This window comes from Streptomyces pratensis (assembly GCF_016804005.1).
GTDB classification, from domain to species: domain Bacteria; phylum Actinomycetota; class Actinomycetes; order Streptomycetales; family Streptomycetaceae; genus Streptomyces; species Streptomyces pratensis_A.
This window is the reverse complement of sequence record NZ_CP051486.1, coordinates 2629430-2646975: the sequence shown is the minus strand read 5'-3', so window position 1 is coordinate 2646975 and position 17546 is coordinate 2629430. Positions and strand designations below refer to the sequence as shown.

17 protein-coding genes and 1 pseudogene are annotated in these 17546 nt (G+C 71.5%); 8 read left to right on the top strand and 10 right to left on the bottom strand.

The window, feature by feature from the left end; translation table 11 throughout:
* Positions 1 to 85 precede the first annotated feature (85 nt).
* From HED23_RS11380 to HED23_RS11355, 6 genes and pseudogenes are all read right to left on the bottom strand, one after another.
* Positions 86 to 664, bottom strand: coding sequence for a TIGR03086 family metal-binding protein (locus HED23_RS11380; protein WP_203183277.1), 579 nt, complete (start codon positions 662 to 664; stop codon positions 86 to 88).
* A gap of 72 nt (positions 665 to 736) precedes the next feature.
* A pseudogene (locus HED23_RS11375) lies at positions 737 to 979 on the bottom strand (ketopantoate reductase family protein); the annotation flags it as partial.
* A 65-nt stretch (positions 980 to 1044) separates the two neighbouring features.
* Entirely contained in the window at positions 1045 to 1962 is a 918-nt protein-coding gene (locus tag HED23_RS11370) for a S1 family peptidase (RefSeq protein WP_203183276.1), read from the bottom strand.
* 544 nt (positions 1963 to 2506) lie between these two features.
* Positions 2507 to 2890, bottom strand: a complete 384-nt coding sequence (locus HED23_RS11365) for a DUF4440 domain-containing protein (protein ID WP_203183275.1) — start codon at positions 2888 to 2890, stop codon at positions 2507 to 2509.
* Positions 2883 to 3431, bottom strand: a complete 549-nt coding sequence (locus HED23_RS11360; RefSeq protein ID WP_203183274.1) for a DUF1697 domain-containing protein — start codon at positions 3429 to 3431, stop codon at positions 2883 to 2885. The genes HED23_RS11365 and HED23_RS11360 overlap by 8 nt, the downstream gene beginning before the upstream one ends.
* A gap of 95 nt (positions 3432 to 3526) precedes the next feature.
* Positions 3527 to 4729 (bottom strand): S8 family peptidase, encoded by a 1203-nt coding sequence (locus tag HED23_RS11355; RefSeq protein ID WP_203183273.1) that lies wholly within the window; start codon positions 4727 to 4729, stop codon positions 3527 to 3529.
* 341 nt (positions 4730 to 5070) lie between these two features.
* Here HED23_RS11355 and HED23_RS11350 point away from each other — a divergent pair, with 341 nt between their 5' ends.
* From HED23_RS11350 to HED23_RS11335, 4 genes are all read left to right on the top strand, one after another.
* A complete protein-coding gene (locus HED23_RS11350) occupies positions 5071 to 6459 on the top strand; it encodes a nucleotide sugar dehydrogenase (protein WP_203183272.1) in 1389 nt (462 codons plus the stop codon).
* Positions 6456 to 7406 carry a hypothetical protein gene (locus HED23_RS11345; protein WP_203183271.1) on the top strand — a complete coding sequence of 317 codons (951 nt, stop codon included), beginning with the start codon at positions 6456 to 6458 and terminating at the stop codon, positions 7404 to 7406. Before HED23_RS11350 ends, HED23_RS11345 begins: the two co-directional genes overlap by 4 nt.
* The gene (locus tag HED23_RS11340; protein ID WP_203183270.1) at positions 7403 to 8878 is read left to right on the top strand and encodes a glycosyltransferase family 2 protein; all 1476 of its coding nucleotides are present in this window, start codon (positions 7403 to 7405) and stop codon (positions 8876 to 8878) included. Before HED23_RS11345 ends, HED23_RS11340 begins: the two co-directional genes overlap by 4 nt.
* 100 nt (positions 8879 to 8978) lie before the next feature.
* On the top strand, positions 8979 to 10538 hold the full coding sequence (locus tag HED23_RS11335) for a polysaccharide deacetylase family protein (RefSeq protein ID WP_203183269.1): 1560 nt from the start codon (positions 8979 to 8981) through the stop codon (positions 10536 to 10538).
* A gap of 18 nt (positions 10539 to 10556) precedes the next feature.
* Here the strand turns inward: HED23_RS11335 and mgt are convergent, their stop codons facing one another.
* From mgt to HED23_RS11315, 4 genes are all read right to left on the bottom strand, one after another.
* Positions 10557 to 11750 (bottom strand): macrolide-inactivating glycosyltransferase, encoded by a 1194-nt coding sequence (gene mgt / locus HED23_RS11330; RefSeq protein ID WP_203183268.1) that lies wholly within the window; start codon positions 11748 to 11750, stop codon positions 10557 to 10559.
* A gap of 64 nt (positions 11751 to 11814) precedes the next feature.
* Positions 11815 to 13107, bottom strand: coding sequence for an ABC transporter substrate-binding protein (locus HED23_RS11325; protein WP_203183267.1), 1293 nt, complete (start codon positions 13105 to 13107; stop codon positions 11815 to 11817).
* Entirely contained in the window at positions 13107 to 13946 is an 840-nt protein-coding gene (locus tag HED23_RS11320; protein ID WP_203183266.1) for a carbohydrate ABC transporter permease, read from the bottom strand. Before HED23_RS11320 ends, HED23_RS11325 begins: the two co-directional genes overlap by 1 nt.
* Complete coding sequence (locus tag HED23_RS11315) at positions 13943 to 14881, bottom strand: carbohydrate ABC transporter permease (RefSeq protein WP_203183265.1); 939 nt, start codon at positions 14879 to 14881, stop codon at positions 13943 to 13945. Before HED23_RS11315 ends, HED23_RS11320 begins: the two co-directional genes overlap by 4 nt.
* Positions 14882 to 15006: 125 nt before the next feature.
* Between HED23_RS11315 and HED23_RS11310 the strand changes: the two genes are divergently transcribed.
* The 4 genes from HED23_RS11310 to HED23_RS11295 all read left to right on the top strand — a co-directional run bounded on the left by HED23_RS11310 (position 15007) and on the right by HED23_RS11295 (position 17543).
* Positions 15007 to 15873 carry a phosphotransferase enzyme family protein gene (locus HED23_RS11310; RefSeq protein WP_203183264.1) on the top strand — a complete coding sequence of 289 codons (867 nt, stop codon included), beginning with the start codon at positions 15007 to 15009 and terminating at the stop codon, positions 15871 to 15873.
* 365 nt (positions 15874 to 16238) lie between these two features.
* A complete protein-coding gene (locus HED23_RS11305; protein WP_238441922.1) occupies positions 16239 to 16424 on the top strand; it encodes a hypothetical protein in 186 nt (61 codons plus the stop codon).
* 46 nt (positions 16425 to 16470) lie between these two features.
* The gene (locus tag HED23_RS11300) at positions 16471 to 16983 is read left to right on the top strand and encodes a hypothetical protein (RefSeq protein ID WP_203183263.1); all 513 of its coding nucleotides are present in this window, start codon (positions 16471 to 16473) and stop codon (positions 16981 to 16983) included.
* Between the two features lie 206 nt (positions 16984 to 17189).
* The gene (locus HED23_RS11295) at positions 17190 to 17543 is read left to right on the top strand and encodes a DUF4333 domain-containing protein (RefSeq protein ID WP_203183262.1); all 354 of its coding nucleotides are present in this window, start codon (positions 17190 to 17192) and stop codon (positions 17541 to 17543) included.
* Positions 17544 to 17546: the final 3 nt, after the last annotated feature.

Sequence of the window (17546 nt, the reverse complement as noted above, 5' to 3'; positions counted from 1 at the left end):
CTAGAGAGGCCGTGGCCCGCGGATATGGGCCATTCGGCCGCCGGTCCGGTGGGCCACCGCCTCCCTCGGGCCGCGCCAGGCCGCGTCAGGCCGTGCGCGGGTCCCGGCCACTGAGGGCCAGGGCACGCTCGAAGTCGGACGCCTCGCCGGGCAGGACGACTTCGCCGGCGAAGCCGTCGTGCCGCCGGTAGAGCTCGGCCGTCCCCTCGACCGATTCCAGGAGGAAGGCCGCCGCCGGGCCGGAGAGCCGGTATTCCTGCCCCGTCGTCCGGGCCACGTCCCAGCCGTGCAGCGCGGTCTCCATGATGAGCATCCTGGCGATGTCCGGAGCGGGGGTGGAGCCGTGCCCTGTGTCGATGACACCTTCACCGACCGCGGGGTCCGACCATGCGGCGACCGCCCGCTCCAGCTGGGCGGCGTAGCGCTCCGGCCAGTCGGTGTCGGCCGTGAAGTCACGGGCCGTCAGTTCGTCGGGGATGGGCGTGCGCAGCGCGCGGTGCTCCAGCCCGTGCGCGCTGTACAGCACCCAGTGGTTGATCAGCTCCCGCAGGTCCCAGCCGTGGCAGGGAGTCGGCGTGGAGACCGGCGGCACGGCTCCGGCGCCCCGGGCGACCCGGGCGGATTCAGCAGCACACTCGGCCATGTGTCCGTACGCGTCATTCATGCGCTCATCCTGCGCGCCACCCGGGCAGCCGGTCTTGAAGAAATGCGACAGCGGGAGTGGGAGTGGGGGCGCTCAGGAGTCCGTGCCGGCCGGGGCGGTGAGCTCGGCCACCGCCATCGACCCGGCGGCGCTTCGCTCCCGGGCGAAGGTGTTCGCGGTGCGCCGCAGTACGTCGTCGACGGGTGTCGGGATGCCGTGCAGCCGGCCGAGCAGGGCGATCTCACCGTCGAGGTGGTCGGCCTCGACGGTGCCCGTGCCACGGCTGAGACTCTGCCAGGACGACCCCCCGGAGCGCTCGGACCCGTCGAACGGGTCGAGCGGATACGGCAACGGGCCGCGCTCGGAGAGCGCGGCCCGTCGGCGGGTGAGGTGCGTGATGCCTAGAAGACGCTGACGCCGTAGGCGCTCAGCGCCTCGGTGACGGGCTGGAAGAACGTGGTGCCGCCCGAGCTGCAGTTGCCGCTGCCGCCCGAGGTGAGGCCGAGGGCCGTGGTGCCGGCGAAGAGCGAACCGCCGCTGTCGCCGGGCTCGGCGCAGACGTTGGTCTGGATCATGCCGTAGACGACGTCGCCGCCGCCGTAGTTCACCGTGGCGTTGAGGCCGGTGACGGTGCCGCTGTGGACGCCGGTGGTGGAGCCGCTGCGCTTGACGGCCTGGCCCACGCGGGCGTTCGCCGCGGAGGTGATGTCCTGGTAGCTGCCGTTGTAGAGGTAGACCCGGCCGTCCGCGGCGGCGGAGCTGGCGTGCCGGATGATCCCGTAGTCGTTGACGGGGAAGCTGGAGCCGGTCCTGGTGCCGAGGGTGGAGCTCTGACCGGAGTTGGTGTACCAGGTGCTGCCGATCTCGGTGCAGTGCCCGGCGGTCAGCGCGTAGTAGGTGCTTCCGCTGCGGACGTTGAAGCCGAGGGAACAGCGCCCGCCGCCGGCGTAGATGGCCTGGCCGCCCGCTATGAGCTTGTTGAACGTGCCCGGGGTGCGGTTGATGTCGGCCTTCGCGCCCGAGTCGGTGACCGACTTCTCGATCTTGGCGATCTCGGCGGCGGTGACCGTGCTGTCGACGGTGACGACGACCTTGCCGGTGCTCGCTTCGGTGTACCAGGCGGTGCCGGCGATGTCGGCACCGTGCACGGCCGAACTGGCCTCGGCCAGTTCGGCCTTCGTCACGGTGGTGTCCGGGGCCGCCTGAGCGACCGCGGTGGGTGCCGCAAGCGCCACGGCGGTGACCAGACCTGAGGTCGCGGCGATGAGGCGAGCACGTCTGGAGATCGAGCCGAGAGAGGCGAAGCGCTTGAAGGTCACAGGATCCTCCGTCTTTGGGGGGTGTCCGGTCCGCTGGGTGGGCGGACCGAGGGTGTACGGCTGTCCACGACCGTTGGGTGCTAGTCGTGGACCTGCCAACCGCACGCCTCGAATCCTTGACTCCACTTGAACGGGTGACAAGGTCCTCTTCCGGACCACCGCGGACAACGGAGCGTGAACTCCGCCATGCGTGCGCATGGCCTCCGAACAACGCCGTCCGCTCACCGAACGGGGCGGTGCCGGCGAATTGCTGCAAAGCCCGCAACGGGGAGCGGACGTCGCCCGCTGTCTACGCGCATCGCGTTCACACATGCCGTCCCCCGCCCGCGAGGCGCCCGCACACGGGGGGCCGCAGCCCGGACCGGGCCTCTCGCGGCACCGCCCGTTCGGACGGCTTACCGGCGTTTTGCCCGGGCGCTCCCGGTGGCCGGAATCCGCCCCTCCGGCGGGAACCGGCCGGACTCAGGGCACAGATCGGACCGGGGCGGCACTCTTGCGGCGCCGCTCCGGTGTGTGCTGCGGGTGAATGCCGGGGGCAGCCGGCTCAGACCTCGGCGAACGGATCGTCGATGAAGGGCGTGGCCTGGTGGAAGTAGAGCAGCCAGCCGCTCCCGGTCAGCCGCCACAACGAGCTGCGGTGCGAACGCAGGCCCTTGGACTCCGTGTCGAAGGTGAGGTGCACCAGGTCCGGTGCGAGCTGGTCGCCCCGCATACGGGACGCGGTGAGCGGCCCGGGGCGCGGTGCGCCCGGGTCCGTGAGCATCGCGATGATCGTGTCCCGCTCCCAGAGCCGGCCGCTGGTGCCGATCTCCCTGAAATCGGGGTGCAGAAGGGTGACCAGCACATCCGCGGAGGTCCGCACGACGGGATCCAGGAGGCGGAGCTCGCCCTCGATGGCTGCGGCCACGGCCGGCGACGGATCAGTCACGCGTCATCTCCACAAGCTTGACCACGGTGTTCCAGTTGCGGCTGGTGGCCACGAGGCCACGGGTGATGGCAGGCCGTCCGAGCGCCACCGCGAGCTTGGAGCGTCCGAGGCCGTCGGGGGCGTACAGATAGAGGGCGCGGTCGCCCAGCCGGAATTCCTCGGGGCGGAAGGCGTCGGCATCGAGCGAGGCGAACCTGGCGGCGTCGACGGCCTCGTCGAAATACGTGACGTGCAGTTGCCTGCCCTCCAGCTCGGCGGCCGGGAACGGGCAGGCGTCGGCCACACCCGCGAGGTAGGCGCCCGGGCGGACGAGACAGTCGACCGGAAATCCGAAACGTTCCTCGATCGCCCGCTCCAGCCCGGCGGTCAGGGCGCTCGCGTCGCCGGACGCGCTGCGGAACACGGCGTTGCCGCTCTGCAGATACGTGGCGACGTCCTCGTGTCCCAGCTCCACGAGCAGCGCGCGGAGTTCCGCCATCGGGACCTTACGCCGGCCGCTGACATTGATCCCCCGCAGCAGCGCCGCGTACATCGTGCTCATGTTCCCCACCCTAGAGCTTTCCACCGGCAAGGGCCGCCGCGCCCCGTGGGGGAGGGCGCGGCGGCCTGGTGCCCGTACTGCTTGACCTGCCCTGCCTACTCCACGATCTTCAGGAGCTTGTTCGCCGTGCCCTCGGTCGCATTGGAGATTGCGTCCGGGGTGGCTCCGCCGGTGAGCGCCGCGGCGACCTCCTCAGGGGTGGCCTCCGGGTGTCCGCCGAGGTAGACGGCCGCGGCACCCACGACGTGCGGGGTGGCCATGGACGTACCGGAGATGGTGCTGGTGGCGTCGTCGCTGTCGTTCCACGCCGAGGTGATGTCCGAGCCGGGAGCGTAGATGTCCACGACCGAGCCGAAGTTGGAGAACGAGGACTGCTCGTCGTCCACCGTGGACGAGGCCACGGTGATGGCCTCGGGAACGCGCGAGGGGGAGCCCTCGCCCGCGTCGCTCGACTCGTTGCCCGCGGCGACCGCGAAGGTCACACCCGAGGCGATGGCCTTCTGCACCGCGGCGTCGAGGGCCGGGTCCGCGGATCCGCCGAGACTCATGTTGGCGACGGACGGGCCCTCGTGGTTCGCGGTGACCCAGTCGATCCCGGCGACGACCTGCTCGGTCGTGCCCGAGCCCGCGTCGTCCAGGACACGGACGGCCACGATCTTCGCCTTCTTGGCCACCCCGTGGGCGGCGCCCGCTATGGTTCCCGCCACGTGGGTGCCGTGCCCGTTGCCGTCGTCTGCGTCGTCGTCGTCGTCCACGGCGTCGAAGCCCGAAGTGGCTCGGCCCTCGAAGTCCTTGTGGGTGACGCGGACACCGGTGTCGATGACGTACGCCGTGACGTCCCCGCCCGCGGCGTCGGGGTAGGTGTAGGCGCTGTCACCGGCGGTCCCGGTCTGGTCGACCCGGTCCAGCCCCCAGGAAGGCGGGTTGTCCTGGGTGGTGTTGATGTGGAACTTCTTGTTCTGGACGACCTTGGAGACGGCGGGGTCGGCGGCGAGCCGCTTGGCCTCGGTCTCCGAAAGCCCGCTGGCGGAGAAGCCGTTGATGGCCGACCTGTAGTTCCGCTGGAGAGTGCCGCCGTACTCCTCGGCCAGGTCGGCCTTGTCCGCCTTCCGGTCCAGCATCACGATGTAGCTGCCGGAGACGGCCGTTGCCGCGTCCGCACCGTGGACGGTGCCCATCGCGGGCGCCGGGGCCGCTCCGGCGAACGGAGTGGTGAGCAGGGTGACGCCGGCGGCCGCTGCCACTGCGGTTATCGCGGCGGTGAGCTTGACCGAGCGTACGCGCTTGTGAATTGCCATGAAGAGGGGTCTCCTCGTCATTCTTTGTGGGGGGATTGGCCCTCGGCCGGAAGATCTCCGGGGGCTGCCTCGAAACACTGCTCGATTGACGCGCCCAGATCAAGACCTTCATGTAGCCGTCACTCACTCGGCAAGATTCCGTCACAGGAAACCCGCGCACTCCCCTGCAAGTCGGACAGGGCTGCCGCCACACCCCGGGCATCTGGGCGCACACGGTTTCCGGACGGGTGAACTTGACCCGATCGGACTCGCACGGCCCGGCTCAATTGCCAGGGCAGACCGAAGCGGAATGACATGTTTCGATTGTGCACATCGTCAGCAACACACCACATCCCTCGCCCATGGACGCGTGGCATACCGCTTGTACGAGGAGCCGGGGTGAGGGGGCGTCAGGCCGGGAGGGCCCCCCGGGAACGATCACCGCACCCCCGGAGCCCACGACGGTCGCGAGTCTGCCGTCACAGGCACAGCACGGGCGTCACGCCACGGTCGCGGTCGTCGGCCTCGGCTACGTCGGACTGCCCACCGCGCTGTCCCTCCACGCGGCCGGCCACTCGGTGGTCGGCGTGGACACCAGCGAGTCCCGGCTGGAGGACATCCGGTCCGGGCGGGTCGACCTGCTGCCGTCCCAGCACGACAGGCTGACGGCGGCACTCCATGACGCCGGCTTCCGTCTGACGGCCGACCCCGACGCGGTCACGGGCACGGACGCGGTGATCATCTGTGTGCCGACGCCGGTCGACGAGCGGTTCGTGCCCGATCTGCGCGCGCTGACCGCCGCCTGCTCGTCGGTGGTGGCCCACGCCGCCCCGGGACAGCTGCTGGTCCTCACCTCGACCAGCTATGTCGGCACCACGCGTGACCTACTCGCCGGGCCGCTCACGGCACGAGGGCTGCAGCCCGGCACCGATGTCTTCGTGGCGTTCGCACCCGAGCGGATCGACCCCGGGAACCCCGACCACTCCCCCGAGCGGACTCCGCGCGTGATCGGCGGTGTCACCCCCAGGAGTACCGAACTGGCCGCCTCGCTGCTGGCCGGAACCGCGCCCTCCGTCCACCGGGTGGACAGTCCGGAGGCCGCTGAGATGAGCAAGCTCTGGGAGAACACCTTCCGGGCCGTCAACATCGCCCTGGCGAACGAACTGGCCGAGGACTGCGTGGAATTCGGGCTGGAACCCCGCCACGTCATCGAGGCCGCGGCCACCAAGCCGTACGGCTTCATGCCGTTCTATCCGGGTGCGGGCGTCGGCGGGCACTGCATCCCCTGCGACCCGCACTACCTGCTGTGGCAGTTGCGGGCGAGGGACGTCGCGTCCCCTCTGGTGGACGCCGCGATGACGGCGATCTCTCAACGCCCCGCCCTCGTCGCGGGAAAGGCACGGGAAGCTCTCGCGGCACGGGGACTGGGAACCGCCGGTTCCCGGGTGCTGATCCTGGGCCTGGCCTACAAGCCCGGGGTGGCGGATCTGCGCGAGAGTCCGGCCCTGGAGATCATGGACCGGCTCACGGCCTGGGGCGCCACCGTCGAATACGCCGACCCCCTGGTGCCGCGCCTGGACCGGCGAGGCGTCGTACGGCACAGTGTCGACGCCCCCGGAACCCTGGACTGGGACCTGGTCGTCGTCCACACCGTGCACCCGGGAACGGACCTGGGCTGGCTGCACGACAACCCCGCCGTACTGGACGTCACGCATAGCCTGACCGCGGCCGCCACCGGGGCCGCCGTATGACCGCCCCCGGGAGGGGCCGCGCGCCGAGCCGGCGCGCGCTGCTCACCGCCGCCGTCGCCACCCCGGCCGCCGGGCTCACCGGTGTACTCGGCGCGGACGGGCCGGATCCGGACGCGGCCGTCCGGTCCGAGGACGGCAAGGCCCCGGGCGGCCCGCCGGACGGCGGAGGGGGCCGGACGGGCACGGAACCACCCGTACCGGCCGGCGATCCGGAAGCCCCCTTCCTCCCGCAGTTCCCGATGGAGGGACTGGTCACCGACGAGTACGCCTACCGTCATCCGGAATCCGGCGATGCCCGCCTCTCGCACGACTGGGTCGTCACCAGCGGCTCCCTGTTCGCCCAGTGGGCCATCGGATGGACCGGCGTGCCCGACGGCGACGCCCCCGGCCCCGGACCCGGACCGCACACGGGGTCGTCCGTCTTCCGGCTCGTCACCCGCCGCCGGGACTTCGGCGACTCCACGGTGCGGTGCCGGGTGTTCCTGAAGCCCCCCGGTGCCACCGGTCGCACCCCCGCGCGCGACTGGGACGGCGGACACCTCTGGCTCAGGTACCGAAGCGCCCAGGAGCTCTACGCCCTGAGCTTCCGCCGCAGGGACGGCACGGTCGTCCTCAAACGCAAACATCCGACACCGGGCAGGCCGGTGGGCGAGGAGGGTGTCTACACAACCCTGGCCACGGCCGACCACGCCCTGGACTACGGCCGTTGGCACCAGGTGGCCGCCTCCGCGAGCCGCTGCCGGGGGGACGGGGTGCGGATCGTGCTGACGCTCGACGGACGTACGGTCCTCGACACGGAGGACCGGACTCCGGGCCGGCTGACCGCGGCGGGCGGAGTCGGGCTGCGCGGCGACAACACCGAGATGGCCTTCTTCGGTTTCACCGCGAGGAACCACACCGGCAGCCGCCGCCACGCGGAGCCCCCGGCAGAAGGGACACCGAGGTGAACGCACTCCACCGGCCACCGGCCCGCCCCACGGGGCCGGCCCCGGACCCCGTCCCGGGCCCGCGAGGCCTCCGCTCGCTCAGGCAGCGTGTCACCCCCACCGACCCCGCGCTCGGACACGGGGTGCGCCGGCTCCTCGTCCTGCTCTGCCTGATGCCGCTCCTGATCGTCCTGGCCCATCACGCCGCCCGGCTGCCCCGGCTGAATCTGCCGGTCTGCTACGGGCTCGTCGTGCTGGCCGGGACGATCGCCATGCTCTACATCGCCTACAGCCGCTACGAGGACCCGTCGGAGGGGGAACTGCGGGTGCGCCCGGGGTCGCGGGAGACGTTCCCGCCGCTGCCCGCGAATCCCATGGTCTCCTTCCTGCTCGCCGTCAAGGACGAGGTGGACGGTATCGAGGCGTGCGTCCGCTCCATGGCCGCCTCCGACTGCCCCGGAGTACGGATCATCGTGGTGGACGACCACTCGCAGGACGGCACGGGCGACGTACTGCGCCGGCTGGAGGACGAGCTCGCCATCACCGTCATCCATCTGGACGCCAACGTGGGCAAGAAGAACGCGCTGGTCCGTGCGTGCGAGCTCGCGGACACCGAGATCATCGCCTTCACCGACTCCGACTGCGTCCTCGCCCCCGACGCCCTGCGCCGCTGTGTCCGGGCGCTGGTCTCCCATCCCGAGCTGGGCGCCGTGAGCGGGCACTGCAGGGCCCTCAACACGGACGCCGGCTTCCTGGCGCGGGCCCAGGACGTCTGGTACGAGGGGCAGTTCAGGGTCGCCAAGGCGGCGGAGGCGTCCTTCGGATCGGTGTCCTGCGTCTCGGGACCCCTGGCCGTGTTCCGGCGTGACGCCGTCTACAACTACCTTCCGGCGTGGGCCGACGACCGGTTCATGGGTGCCCCCTTCCGCTTCGCCACGGACCGCCAGCTGACCGGATACGTCCTCGGGCAGCCGTGGAGGGGCCGCGCGCTCAAGCGCCGGTACGCCGGTTCCCCGTTCGTGGAGGAGGACTTCGCCGAACGCCGCTGGCGCGTCGGATACGTACGCTCCGCGAAGGTGTGGACCGACGTACCGGCCCGGCTGGGGCCCCTCCTGCGCCAGCAGGTCCGCTGGAAGAAGAGCTTCATCCGCAATCTCTTCTTCACCGGCTCCTTCATGTGGCGCCGAGGCCCCGGGCCGGCCGCCCTCTACTACGGGCACGTGCTGTGGGTGCTCGCCGCACCGGTGATGGCGTTCCGGCATCTGGTCCTGGCGCCGATGCAGGGAGCCCTCTTCCTGACCCTTCTCTACTTCTGCGGAGTGATCCTCAAGGGCTGTGTCTGGGGGCTCGCGTACAGGATCGACCACCCCGGGGACACCCGCTGGCGCTACCGGCCGCTCATGAGCCTGTTCTCCTCGGTGCTGCTCGCCTGGCTGCTGCCGTACTCCCTGCTCACCGTCCGGCGCGGTGTGTGGTCCAGGGGTGCGGCATGAGAGATCTGGGCCGTCTGGCCTCCAGGGCGCTGGCCGCGCTGACCTGCGCCGCCGCCGTCATCGCCGTGTACCTTCTCGTGCTCACCCGGGGGACGTTCCCGTGACCCACTCCGCACCCAGGCGGGCGCTGCTCGGCCTGCTCGCCCTGACGATGGTCTGCGCACCCTTCTACGGCGCATGGCGCTACGCCGAGTTCCGCAGGGCGGTGACGGCGCAGGAGGCGCCTCCGGGTCCGGGGGCCGGGGCCCCCGCGCCGGCTGCCGGGCCGCCCGCGGAGCGGCGGGCGGAGGGCGCCGCGCCCGTCGTCCTGGCGTACCACGACATCGGCCGGGACAGCCGCAGCCGCTACACGGTGACCCCCGAGGCGTTCGACGCCCAGCTGGGCGCCCTCGCGAAGGCCGGCTACCGCACCCTGAGCAGCGAGGAGTTCATCGCGTATCTGGGCGGAGGCCCGGCGCCGGGACCACGCTCGGTGTTCCTGACCTTCGACGACGGCGCCCACGGGCTGTGGGTGCACGCGGACCGCATCCTGGCCAAGTACCGCATGCGGGCGGCCGCGTTCCTGATCACGCGTGCCGTGGGAAGCCACCGCCCGTACTACCTCTCCTGGGACGAGATCGGCCGCATGGCCCGGTCGGGACGCTGGGACTTCGAGAACCACACCCACGACCTGCACCGGCGGGAGGCGGTGGACGCGGCCGGCAAGCGGTCGTCCGCCCTCACCGGCCGGCTGTGGCTGCCCGGCGAGGGACGGCGGGAGACCGCGGAGGAGTACCGGCGGCGCGTCGAGAGCGATCTCGACCGGTCCATCGCCGACATCACCCGTCACGGCCTGCCCGCCCCGCGGCTCTTCGCCTACCCCTTCTCCGAATCGAACGGGAGTGCTTCGTCGCTGCCGACGAACCGTGTGCTGCGCGCGGCACTCGCGGAACGGTTCGTGGCCGCCCTGACCAACAGCTCCGACCGCCCGCTGCCGGCCGGGCGCCGGGCGGCCGCTGCCGGTGAGGTGCAGCGGGTGGAGGTCACCGCCGGGACGGACGTCCCGGAGCTGCTCGCCGCCGTGCGCCTCTGGACGGCGGTGTCCCCGGCCGGGTCCCCCGCTCCGCTCACCCAGCCGCAGTTGTGGCGGCGCGACGACCGTGCGCGCACCGGGGGCCTTGGGGCGCTCACCGGTGCGGGGCCCCACCCCGGCCGCACGGGGTACGCCGCTGCCGCCTACCGGCGGACGAGCTCCGCGGACTGGACCGGCTACTCCGTCGACGTCCGGGTGGAACGGCTGCGCGAGTCGGTGAACAACGTCGGCATGGTCGTACGCGACGGCAGCCTCGACCCGGTCACGGTGGCCCTGAGCTTCAGTTACGTCCGTGTGCTGGAGCGCAGGGGTGACCGGTGGCACGAGATCGGCCGCCGCAAACTCACCGACGCCGCCGAACACCGGATCAGGATCACGGTGGAGGGAGATCTGACGGTCGTCGCCGTCGACGGCGGGGCGCGGATCGAGCGGACCGCGCGGGCGACCGGCGGGGACGGGACGGGAGGGATCGCCATCAGCGTGCGCAACGGTGACCCCGACGGGAGCTGGCCGCGCTTCGCCTCCCTCACGGTGCGCCCGTCGGCCGGTGCCGGGGCGGAGGAGCCGGACGGGCCGCGGGGCGGCTAGCAGCTCCTCGCAGCGCTCTCAGGCGGGCAGTTCGGCCTCGATGAGGTCGGCTGCCCGCGCCGTCCCGCCCTCGTCGGCCATCCGTGCCCGGATCCCGGTCAGCCTCGCGGCCACGTCCGGATCGTCCACCAGTGCGAGGACCGCGGCACGCAGGGACGCGGCGTCGGCCTCCTCCTTCGGCAGGTGCGTGGCGACGCCGAGCGCCTGGAGCATGTCCGCGTTGCCGAACTGGTCGACGGCCTGCGGGACGGCCACCATCGGGGTGCCGGTGGCGAGCCCTTCCTGGCTGCCTCCCGCGCCCGCATGGGTGATGAACGCGTCCGCCTGCCTCAGCACGGACAGCTGCGGCACCCAGGGGTGCACCTCGATGTTGCCGGGCACGTCCCCGAGGCCGGACGGGTCGACGTGCGCGCCGGTCTGGAGCACCACGTGCCAGCCGGGCAGATCACCGAAGGCCTTGACGCACTCCCGGTAGAACGCCGGCTCGTCGGTGTACGCCGAGCCGAGCGAGACCAGCAGGACCTTCCCGGCGTCGTCCGGCCGCTTCCACTCCCCCTGGTCGGCGCGCTCGCCCTGACAGGCGCCGACGAAGGTGAACCTGTCGTGGTCGACACGGCCGGCGTTCGGCTGGAGCACCTCGGGGATCAGCACCAGGCCGCGGCGCGGCCGGGCCACGAAGTCGTCCGAGGAGAGGTCGCCCAGGCCGTTCTCCGCGAGCCAGGCCTCGAAGCGCTCGAAGTAGGCCCGGCCCTGTGCGGTCTTCTTCAGCTCGGCGTTCATCGGCTCCCCCACCTCTTCGGCGTATCCCTCCCAGGGCACCAGGTTGGGCCAGAGCTGGACGGCCGGGACTCCCCAGCGGTGGGCGAGGACGCGGGCCGGGTAGGCGGTGATGTCGTGCAGGACGAGGTCCGGCTCGTCGCCGTCGAAGGCGTCGACGAGCTGAGGGAGCGCCTGGACGGCGTCCTCGAGGAAGGGCTCGATGTAGTCGATGGGTTCACTGCCCCAGTCCTCCGGTTCGGTGGGCAGCGTGGAGGTGTAGATCACCGGCTCGGCTCCGGTGGCGGCGACCTTCTCGGCGAACGAGGCCGGGATGGCGTAGCTGACGCGGTACCCACGGGCGACGAGCTCCCGGATCACTTCGAGACTCGGGTTCACGTGCCCGTGGGCGGCGATGGAGAACATGGCGACATGGGCGCGCGGGGTCGTTGTCATGCCTCAACAGTAAACGAGACGAGACGTCTCGTCCAGGTAATTTCGGATCCCGTGCGCTGCCGGATCAGCGCTGGTAGCGGGCCAGGACCCGGTTCCCGTCGTCGACCAGGCGTTTCTTCAGCTCACCCGTACCGATGGCCCCGCTGTAGTACTCCTGGAGAGCGGGCGTGGCGACCTTGTCCTTCCACTCGGGATAGCCGCGCACGGACTGTGCGGGGGCGGGGCGCAGCTCACGGGCGAGAGCTGCGCCCGTCGCCCAGCCGTTCTCCTCCGTGTGCAGCGCGGGATCCGCCAGCGCCTCGGTGCCGGTCGGCAGCATCCAGTCGCCCTTGGCCAGCCGCACCATGTTCGCGGGGCGCAGCAGGAAGTCGATGAACTGCACGGCCTCCTCCTTGTGCGGGCTGTCCTCGGCGACCGAGAGGGTCTGCGGACTGACCCCCTGCGCGAGCCCGCCGCTGCCGGCCGGCGGGGGGAGTACAGTCCAGTCGAATCCTTCAGGGGCCTGCTCGACGACCTGCTGACGGTAGGAGAATCCCAGCGGGACCATGGCGTACTTGCCGCCGAAGAAGCCGGGGAGCGTGTCCGAACCCCCCATGCCGAGCGCCGAACGCGACGCGCTGCCGTCGGCTCCGACCTGGTCCCGGACAGTGCCGGGCATGACCCGGTCGCCCTCCTCGAAGCGGATGGTCACCTTGCCGTCCGCGCCCCGGTGGAAGAGCTGCCCGCCGGCGGAGAGACCGAGGTTGAGGGTGACGGACACCGGTTCCTTGAGCGGCCAGGCGACCCCGTACGTCCCCTTCTTCGTCAGCTTCTCGGTGACCTGCCGGAATTCCGGCCAGCTCCAGGGCTTCTCGGGAGTAGGGATCCGTACGCCCGAGGATTCGAGGATCCTCGTGTTCGCGATGAGAACCTTGGGCTCCTGGAGGAAGGGCACTCCGTAGATCCCGCCGCCGAAGGTGGTGGTGTCCCAGGACCGGCGCGGGATGTCCCGGGTCAGCCGGTCGGGCAGCAGGGCCCGCAGGTCGGCGAGGTAGCCGCCGTACGCGAAGTCCGCGAGATCGTCCGAGGCGTCGTGGATGATGTCGGGCGCCTCACCGCCCTCGAACGAGGTGAGCAGCTGGTCGTGCACGTTGTCCCAGCTGCCCTGGACGTAGTCCACCTGGATGTCCGGATGGGCGGCGTTCCACTCCCGTACGAGCTCCTTGTTGGCGTCGACGGACTCCTTCTGCCAGGCCAGCGACTGGAAGCTGAGCCGGATCGTGCCGTCGGCGCCGTCGTCGCCCTCCCCCGAGCAGCCGGTCAGCAGCAGGGCGAGCGCGGTGGTCACCGCGGCGGCGAGCGTGGGCAGGCGGCGCATCAGTGCTTCACCGCCCCGGCCGTGAGACCGCCCGTGATGCGCTTCTGGATGATCGCGAAGAGCACGAGCGAGGGGAGAGTGGCGAGGAACGCGGCTGCGGCGAGCGGCCCGAGGTCGGCCACGCCCTCCGCGCCCAGGAAGTGGGTGAGTACGACCGGCAACGTCTGCTTCTCCGGAGTCTTGAGCAGGACGAGCGCGAAGAAGAACTCGTTCCATGCGGTGATGAACGCGAAGAGCGCGGTGGCGACGATCCCGGGGGCCAGCAGCGGCGCGGTGACGGACACGAGGATCCGCGCCTTGCCGGCCCCGTCGACGGCGGCGGCCTCCTCCAGTTCGGGCGGCACGGCCCGTACGTAACCGGCCAGCATCCAGAGGGCGAAGGGCAGCGACCACACGACGTACACCAGGATCAGCCCCCACAGCGAGTTGATCAGGTGCAGGTACTTGAGGACCAGGAAGAGCGGAATGATCACCAGGACGAAGGGGAACGCCTGACTGACCACGACCCATCCGGTGGCGGCGGTGGAGAGCCGTCCCCGGTGGCGGGCCATCACATAGGCCATGGGCGTGGCGATGACGACCGCGATCAGGGCGGCGCAGACCGCCGCGGTGAGCGAGTTGGCGGCGGCCCGGAGCAGCGGCTGCTCGTCGAAGGCCTGCCGGAAGTTCTCCAGCGTCGGGTCCTCGGGGATCCACGTGGGGTGCAGCGAGCCGAGCTCACGGGCCGGTTTGAAGGCGGTGGAGATCAGCCAGAGGAAGGGGAAGGCCAGGAAGACCAGGTAGCACAGCAGGGCGGCGTACTGCCCGGCGCGCGCGGTTCTGCCCGTTCGCAGGCTCATGCGTCCTCTCCTCCCCTGAGCCGGCCGACGAGGTAGACGGCGAGGAGCACGGAGACGACGGCGACCATCACACATCCCATCGCGGCGGCATAGCCGAACTGTCCGTAGCGGAAGGCCTCTTCGTAGGCGAAGAGCATGGGCAGTCGGGTGCGCCCGCCCGGTCCGCCGCTGGTCAGCACGTAGACCAGGGCGAACGAGTTGAAGTTCCAGATGAAGTTGAGCGCGCTGATCGCGAGTGCCACAGGTCTGATGGCGGGCCAGGTGACGGTCCGGAACCGGCGCCAGGCACCGGCCCCGTCGAGGGCCGCCGCCTCGTGGAGTTCGTGCGGGGTGTTCTGCAGCCCGGCCAGCAGCGCCACCGTGGTCTGCGGCATTCCGGCCCAGACGCCGACGAGTATCACCGCGGGCAGCGCGGTGGCGAGCCCGGTCAGCCAGTCCCTTCCGTCACCGAGCCCGAGATCGCGGATGGTCTCGTTGAGGATGCCGGCATCGGGGTTGTAGACCAGGCGCCACATGATGCCGACGACGACCTCGGGCATGGCCCAGGGGATGATCGCGAGGGCCCTGGCCAGCCAGCGCATCCGCAGGTTCGCGTTGAGCAGCAGGGCGAGGCCGAGCGCGAGCACGAACTGCGGGACGGTGACCCCGACCGCCCACAGCAGACCGATCCGGAAGGAATCCCAGAACAGGGTGTCGTGCAGCAGGTCCTGGAAGTTGAGGAATCCGACCCACTGCGGGGAGCGGGTGCGGCCCGACTGCGCGTCGGTGAAGGCCAGCACGATGCCGTACAGCAGAGGGCCGACGCTGAGGATCAGGATCGGGATCAGCGCGGGCAGCACCAGGAACCAGGCGGCACCGCCCCCTCGGCGGCCCTCACCCCGTCCGCCCTGTCGGGGCTTACGCCCGGACCGCGTCATTGCGGTCGCCAGTGTCATGAATTCGACCCCTTTGCATCCTTGGATCGGTTTCATACCGGTATGGCCGCCCGGGCGGCCACGGTCATCGTGCTGACGGGCCGCCCGTTCGTCAAGGTGGCCTGCGGAGATGAGAAAATCGGGCCATGGACGACATGCGCGCGCGCGAGGTATTGACTGCCGCCGGACTGCCCGGCGGCGCGGAGCTCCTCGCGCTGGGCGAGAACGCGGTGTTCGCCGCCGGTGACCTGGTGGTCAAGATCGGCAGGGACGCCACGCACCACCCGGAGCTGCGGGACCGCGCCGAGCGCGAGGTGGCCGTCGCCCGGTGGCTCGCCACCTCGGGCGTACCCGCCGTACGGGCGGCTGAACCCCAGGCCCGCCACGTGGAGGGTCACCCGGTGACCCTGTGGCACCGGCTGCCCGACGCCGTGCGCCCGTCGGAGCCGCGCGACCTGGCCCCACTGCTCGCCCAGGTGCACGCGCTGCCCGCCCCGGAGGGCTTCACACTGCCGCGCCGTGAGCTGCTCGGCGGGGTGGAGCGCTGGCTGGGACTCGCGGGCGACGCCATCGATCCGGCCGACGCGGACTATCTGCGCGGCCGGCGCGACGGCTTCGCGAAGGCCGCCGCGGCCCTGGCACCCCACCTCACGCCGGGCCCCATCCACGGCGACGCGCTCCCCCGCAATGTCCACGTCGGCCCGGACGGACCGGTGCTGGTCGATCTGGAGACCTTCTCCGCCGACTTCCGCGAGCACGACCTGGTGGTCCTCGCCCTCTCCCGCGACCGGTACGGCCTGCCCGCCCCCGCGTACGACGCGTTCACCGAGGCGTACGGATGGGACGTACGCACCTGGGAAGGCTGCGCCGTGCTGCGCGGTGCCCGCGAGACGGCGAGCTGCGCCTGGGTCTCCCAGCACGCCCCGGCGAACCCCAAGGCGCTGGCGGAGTTCCGGCGCAGGGTGGCGTCACTGCGCCAGGACGACCCCGAGGTGCGCTGGTACCCCTTCTGAACGCCCCTTCCCCACAGGCCGGTTCACCGGCCCGTGGCCGGCGTACCGGCCCGCGCCCGGTCGCGCTCCCGGCCCGAACGGTCCTCGTACGCGAAGGTCCGGTGCAGAGGCCGGGGGTGCCGCCACGGCACGCGACGTCCCTCCGTGCCATGCCTCCCGGCCGTGAGGCCGAACAGGTGCGATTGCAACGGGGGTTGCCATGGGTCCGGAGAGGGCGGCGAGCAGGAGCTCGCCGGGCGACAGGAAGCGCGCGTCGAAGTGCGTGCCGTCGGTCGCGGTCGCCGAGCGTCGCGAGGCCGGTTCCCCGGAGGCACCCGGTCTCACCCAGACCCTGGCTGTCTCGGCCCTCGCCGGGGGCGCGCCCCGTGGCCTCGTGCAGTCGCAGGTCCACCTGGCCCGTGCCGGACGTCGACGATCCGGGCAGGCGGGCGGTGATCCGTCCGGTCCTGACGGTGACCGCCTCCCAGCACCAGGACGTCCTGGAGGACTTCCGGGATTCCGTGAGCTCGGTCCGCCCGGACACCGGCGCGGCCCGTAGGCGCCCTGCCTGAACGGCCTTCCTTGCACCCGCAATCCGACCCCTCTTAGGTTGACCTCATGGGACTCTTCGACAAGCTGACCGGAACCAAGCACCCCGAGGACGGGGTCGCGCCACGATCGGCCGAGGAGTTGCGTACAGCCCTGCTGAGCCTCGACCAGCCGGATGTCCCGTACGTCATCCGTGACGGCGCGGCGCACGGCGCCGATCTGGTGGCGGAGTGGCGGCTCGAGGAGCCCGCCTGGCAGACCTTCTTCATCGGATCGCAGCTGACGCACGCCATCCGGATCCGGATGCGCCTGGCCGGGGAGGTCCCCGAGGTGCGTGCCGTCGAGGAGCAGTGGGAGGTCACCCGCGTCGGGAATCCCCCGCGGCTCCAGGCTTCGGCGGAGTACGGGCGTGGCGGGGGACGGACCGTCTCCCGCCGCTACACGCTCCAACGCGGGGAGAGCGGCCGCCTCGAGGCGACGGAGACGTTCAGCTTCGACAGCGCGCAGCTGACCGAACCCCTGCGGAACACCGCCCTCGACGCGGGCTGGACCTGGCGCGGAGTGATCTTCGGCAAGCTGTGAGGCCCGCAGGACACCGGCACCGCCCGGCCCCAGCGGCCCCGCCCGCCTTCCGTGACGACGCCCGTCCCTCCGGGTCCCCGCCCGGGTCGGCCCGGTCTGCTCCCGCCTGCTGCCGGATGCGGGCCCGCCGCCCTTCGGCGACGTCCGCGGAACACGGTGCCGCGTGTGCTTCCGGCGACTGTCTTGATCATTCGGAAAGGAGCCCCATGACCACAGCCCGCTCGACCGCAGCGAAGTGGAGCTTCGCGGCCGTGGCCGTCGGCGTGCTCCTCACCGGCTGCTCGGCGTCGGTCAGCGCCGGAAAGTCCGATCCCGAACTCTCCTCGGACAAGCCGGCCACCTCGCTCGCCGCAAAGCTCGCGGCCACGACGGGCCGGCCGAAGCCGGACATCACGTGCCCGGAGGACCTCGCCGGGAAGGCCGGCACCGAGACCCGGTGCACGCTCACCGCGGACGACGGCAGCACCCTGGGTGTGACGGTCACCGTCACCTCCGTCGACGGAAGGCAGATCCACCACGACTTCCAGGCCGACCAGACGGCTTCACCCGCACCGAACTGACGG

Excerpts from the sequence above, each read along its gene's own strand:
- HED23_RS11360 (WP_203183274.1), bottom strand. The coding sequence starts at position 3,431 with ATGAGCACGATGTACGCGGCGCTGCTGCGGGGGATCAATGTCAGCGGC.
- HED23_RS11300 (WP_203183263.1), top strand. The coding sequence starts at position 16,471 with ATGGGACTCTTCGACAAGCTGACCGGAACCAAGCACCCCGAGGACGGG.
- HED23_RS11380 (WP_203183277.1), bottom strand. The coding sequence starts at position 664 with ATGAATGACGCGTACGGACACATGGCCGAGTGTGCTGCTGAATCCGCC.
- HED23_RS11295 (WP_203183262.1), top strand. The coding sequence starts at position 17,190 with ATGACCACAGCCCGCTCGACCGCAGCGAAGTGGAGCTTCGCGGCCGTG.
- HED23_RS11345 (WP_203183271.1), top strand. The coding sequence starts at position 6,456 with ATGACCGCCCCCGGGAGGGGCCGCGCGCCGAGCCGGCGCGCGCTGCTC.
- HED23_RS11350 (WP_203183272.1), top strand. The coding sequence starts at position 5,071 with ATGGACGCGTGGCATACCGCTTGTACGAGGAGCCGGGGTGAGGGGGCG.
- HED23_RS11355 (WP_203183273.1), bottom strand. The coding sequence starts at position 4,729 with ATGGCAATTCACAAGCGCGTACGCTCGGTCAAGCTCACCGCCGCGATA.
- HED23_RS11310 (WP_203183264.1), top strand. The coding sequence starts at position 15,007 with ATGGACGACATGCGCGCGCGCGAGGTATTGACTGCCGCCGGACTGCCC.
- HED23_RS11315 (WP_203183265.1), bottom strand. The coding sequence starts at position 14,881 with ATGACACTGGCGACCGCAATGACGCGGTCCGGGCGTAAGCCCCGACAG.
- mgt (WP_203183268.1), bottom strand. The coding sequence starts at position 11,750 with ATGACAACGACCCCGCGCGCCCATGTCGCCATGTTCTCCATCGCCGCC.
- HED23_RS11320 (WP_203183266.1), bottom strand. The coding sequence starts at position 13,946 with ATGAGCCTGCGAACGGGCAGAACCGCGCGCGCCGGGCAGTACGCCGCC.
- HED23_RS11325 (WP_203183267.1), bottom strand. The coding sequence starts at position 13,107 with ATGCGCCGCCTGCCCACGCTCGCCGCCGCGGTGACCACCGCGCTCGCC.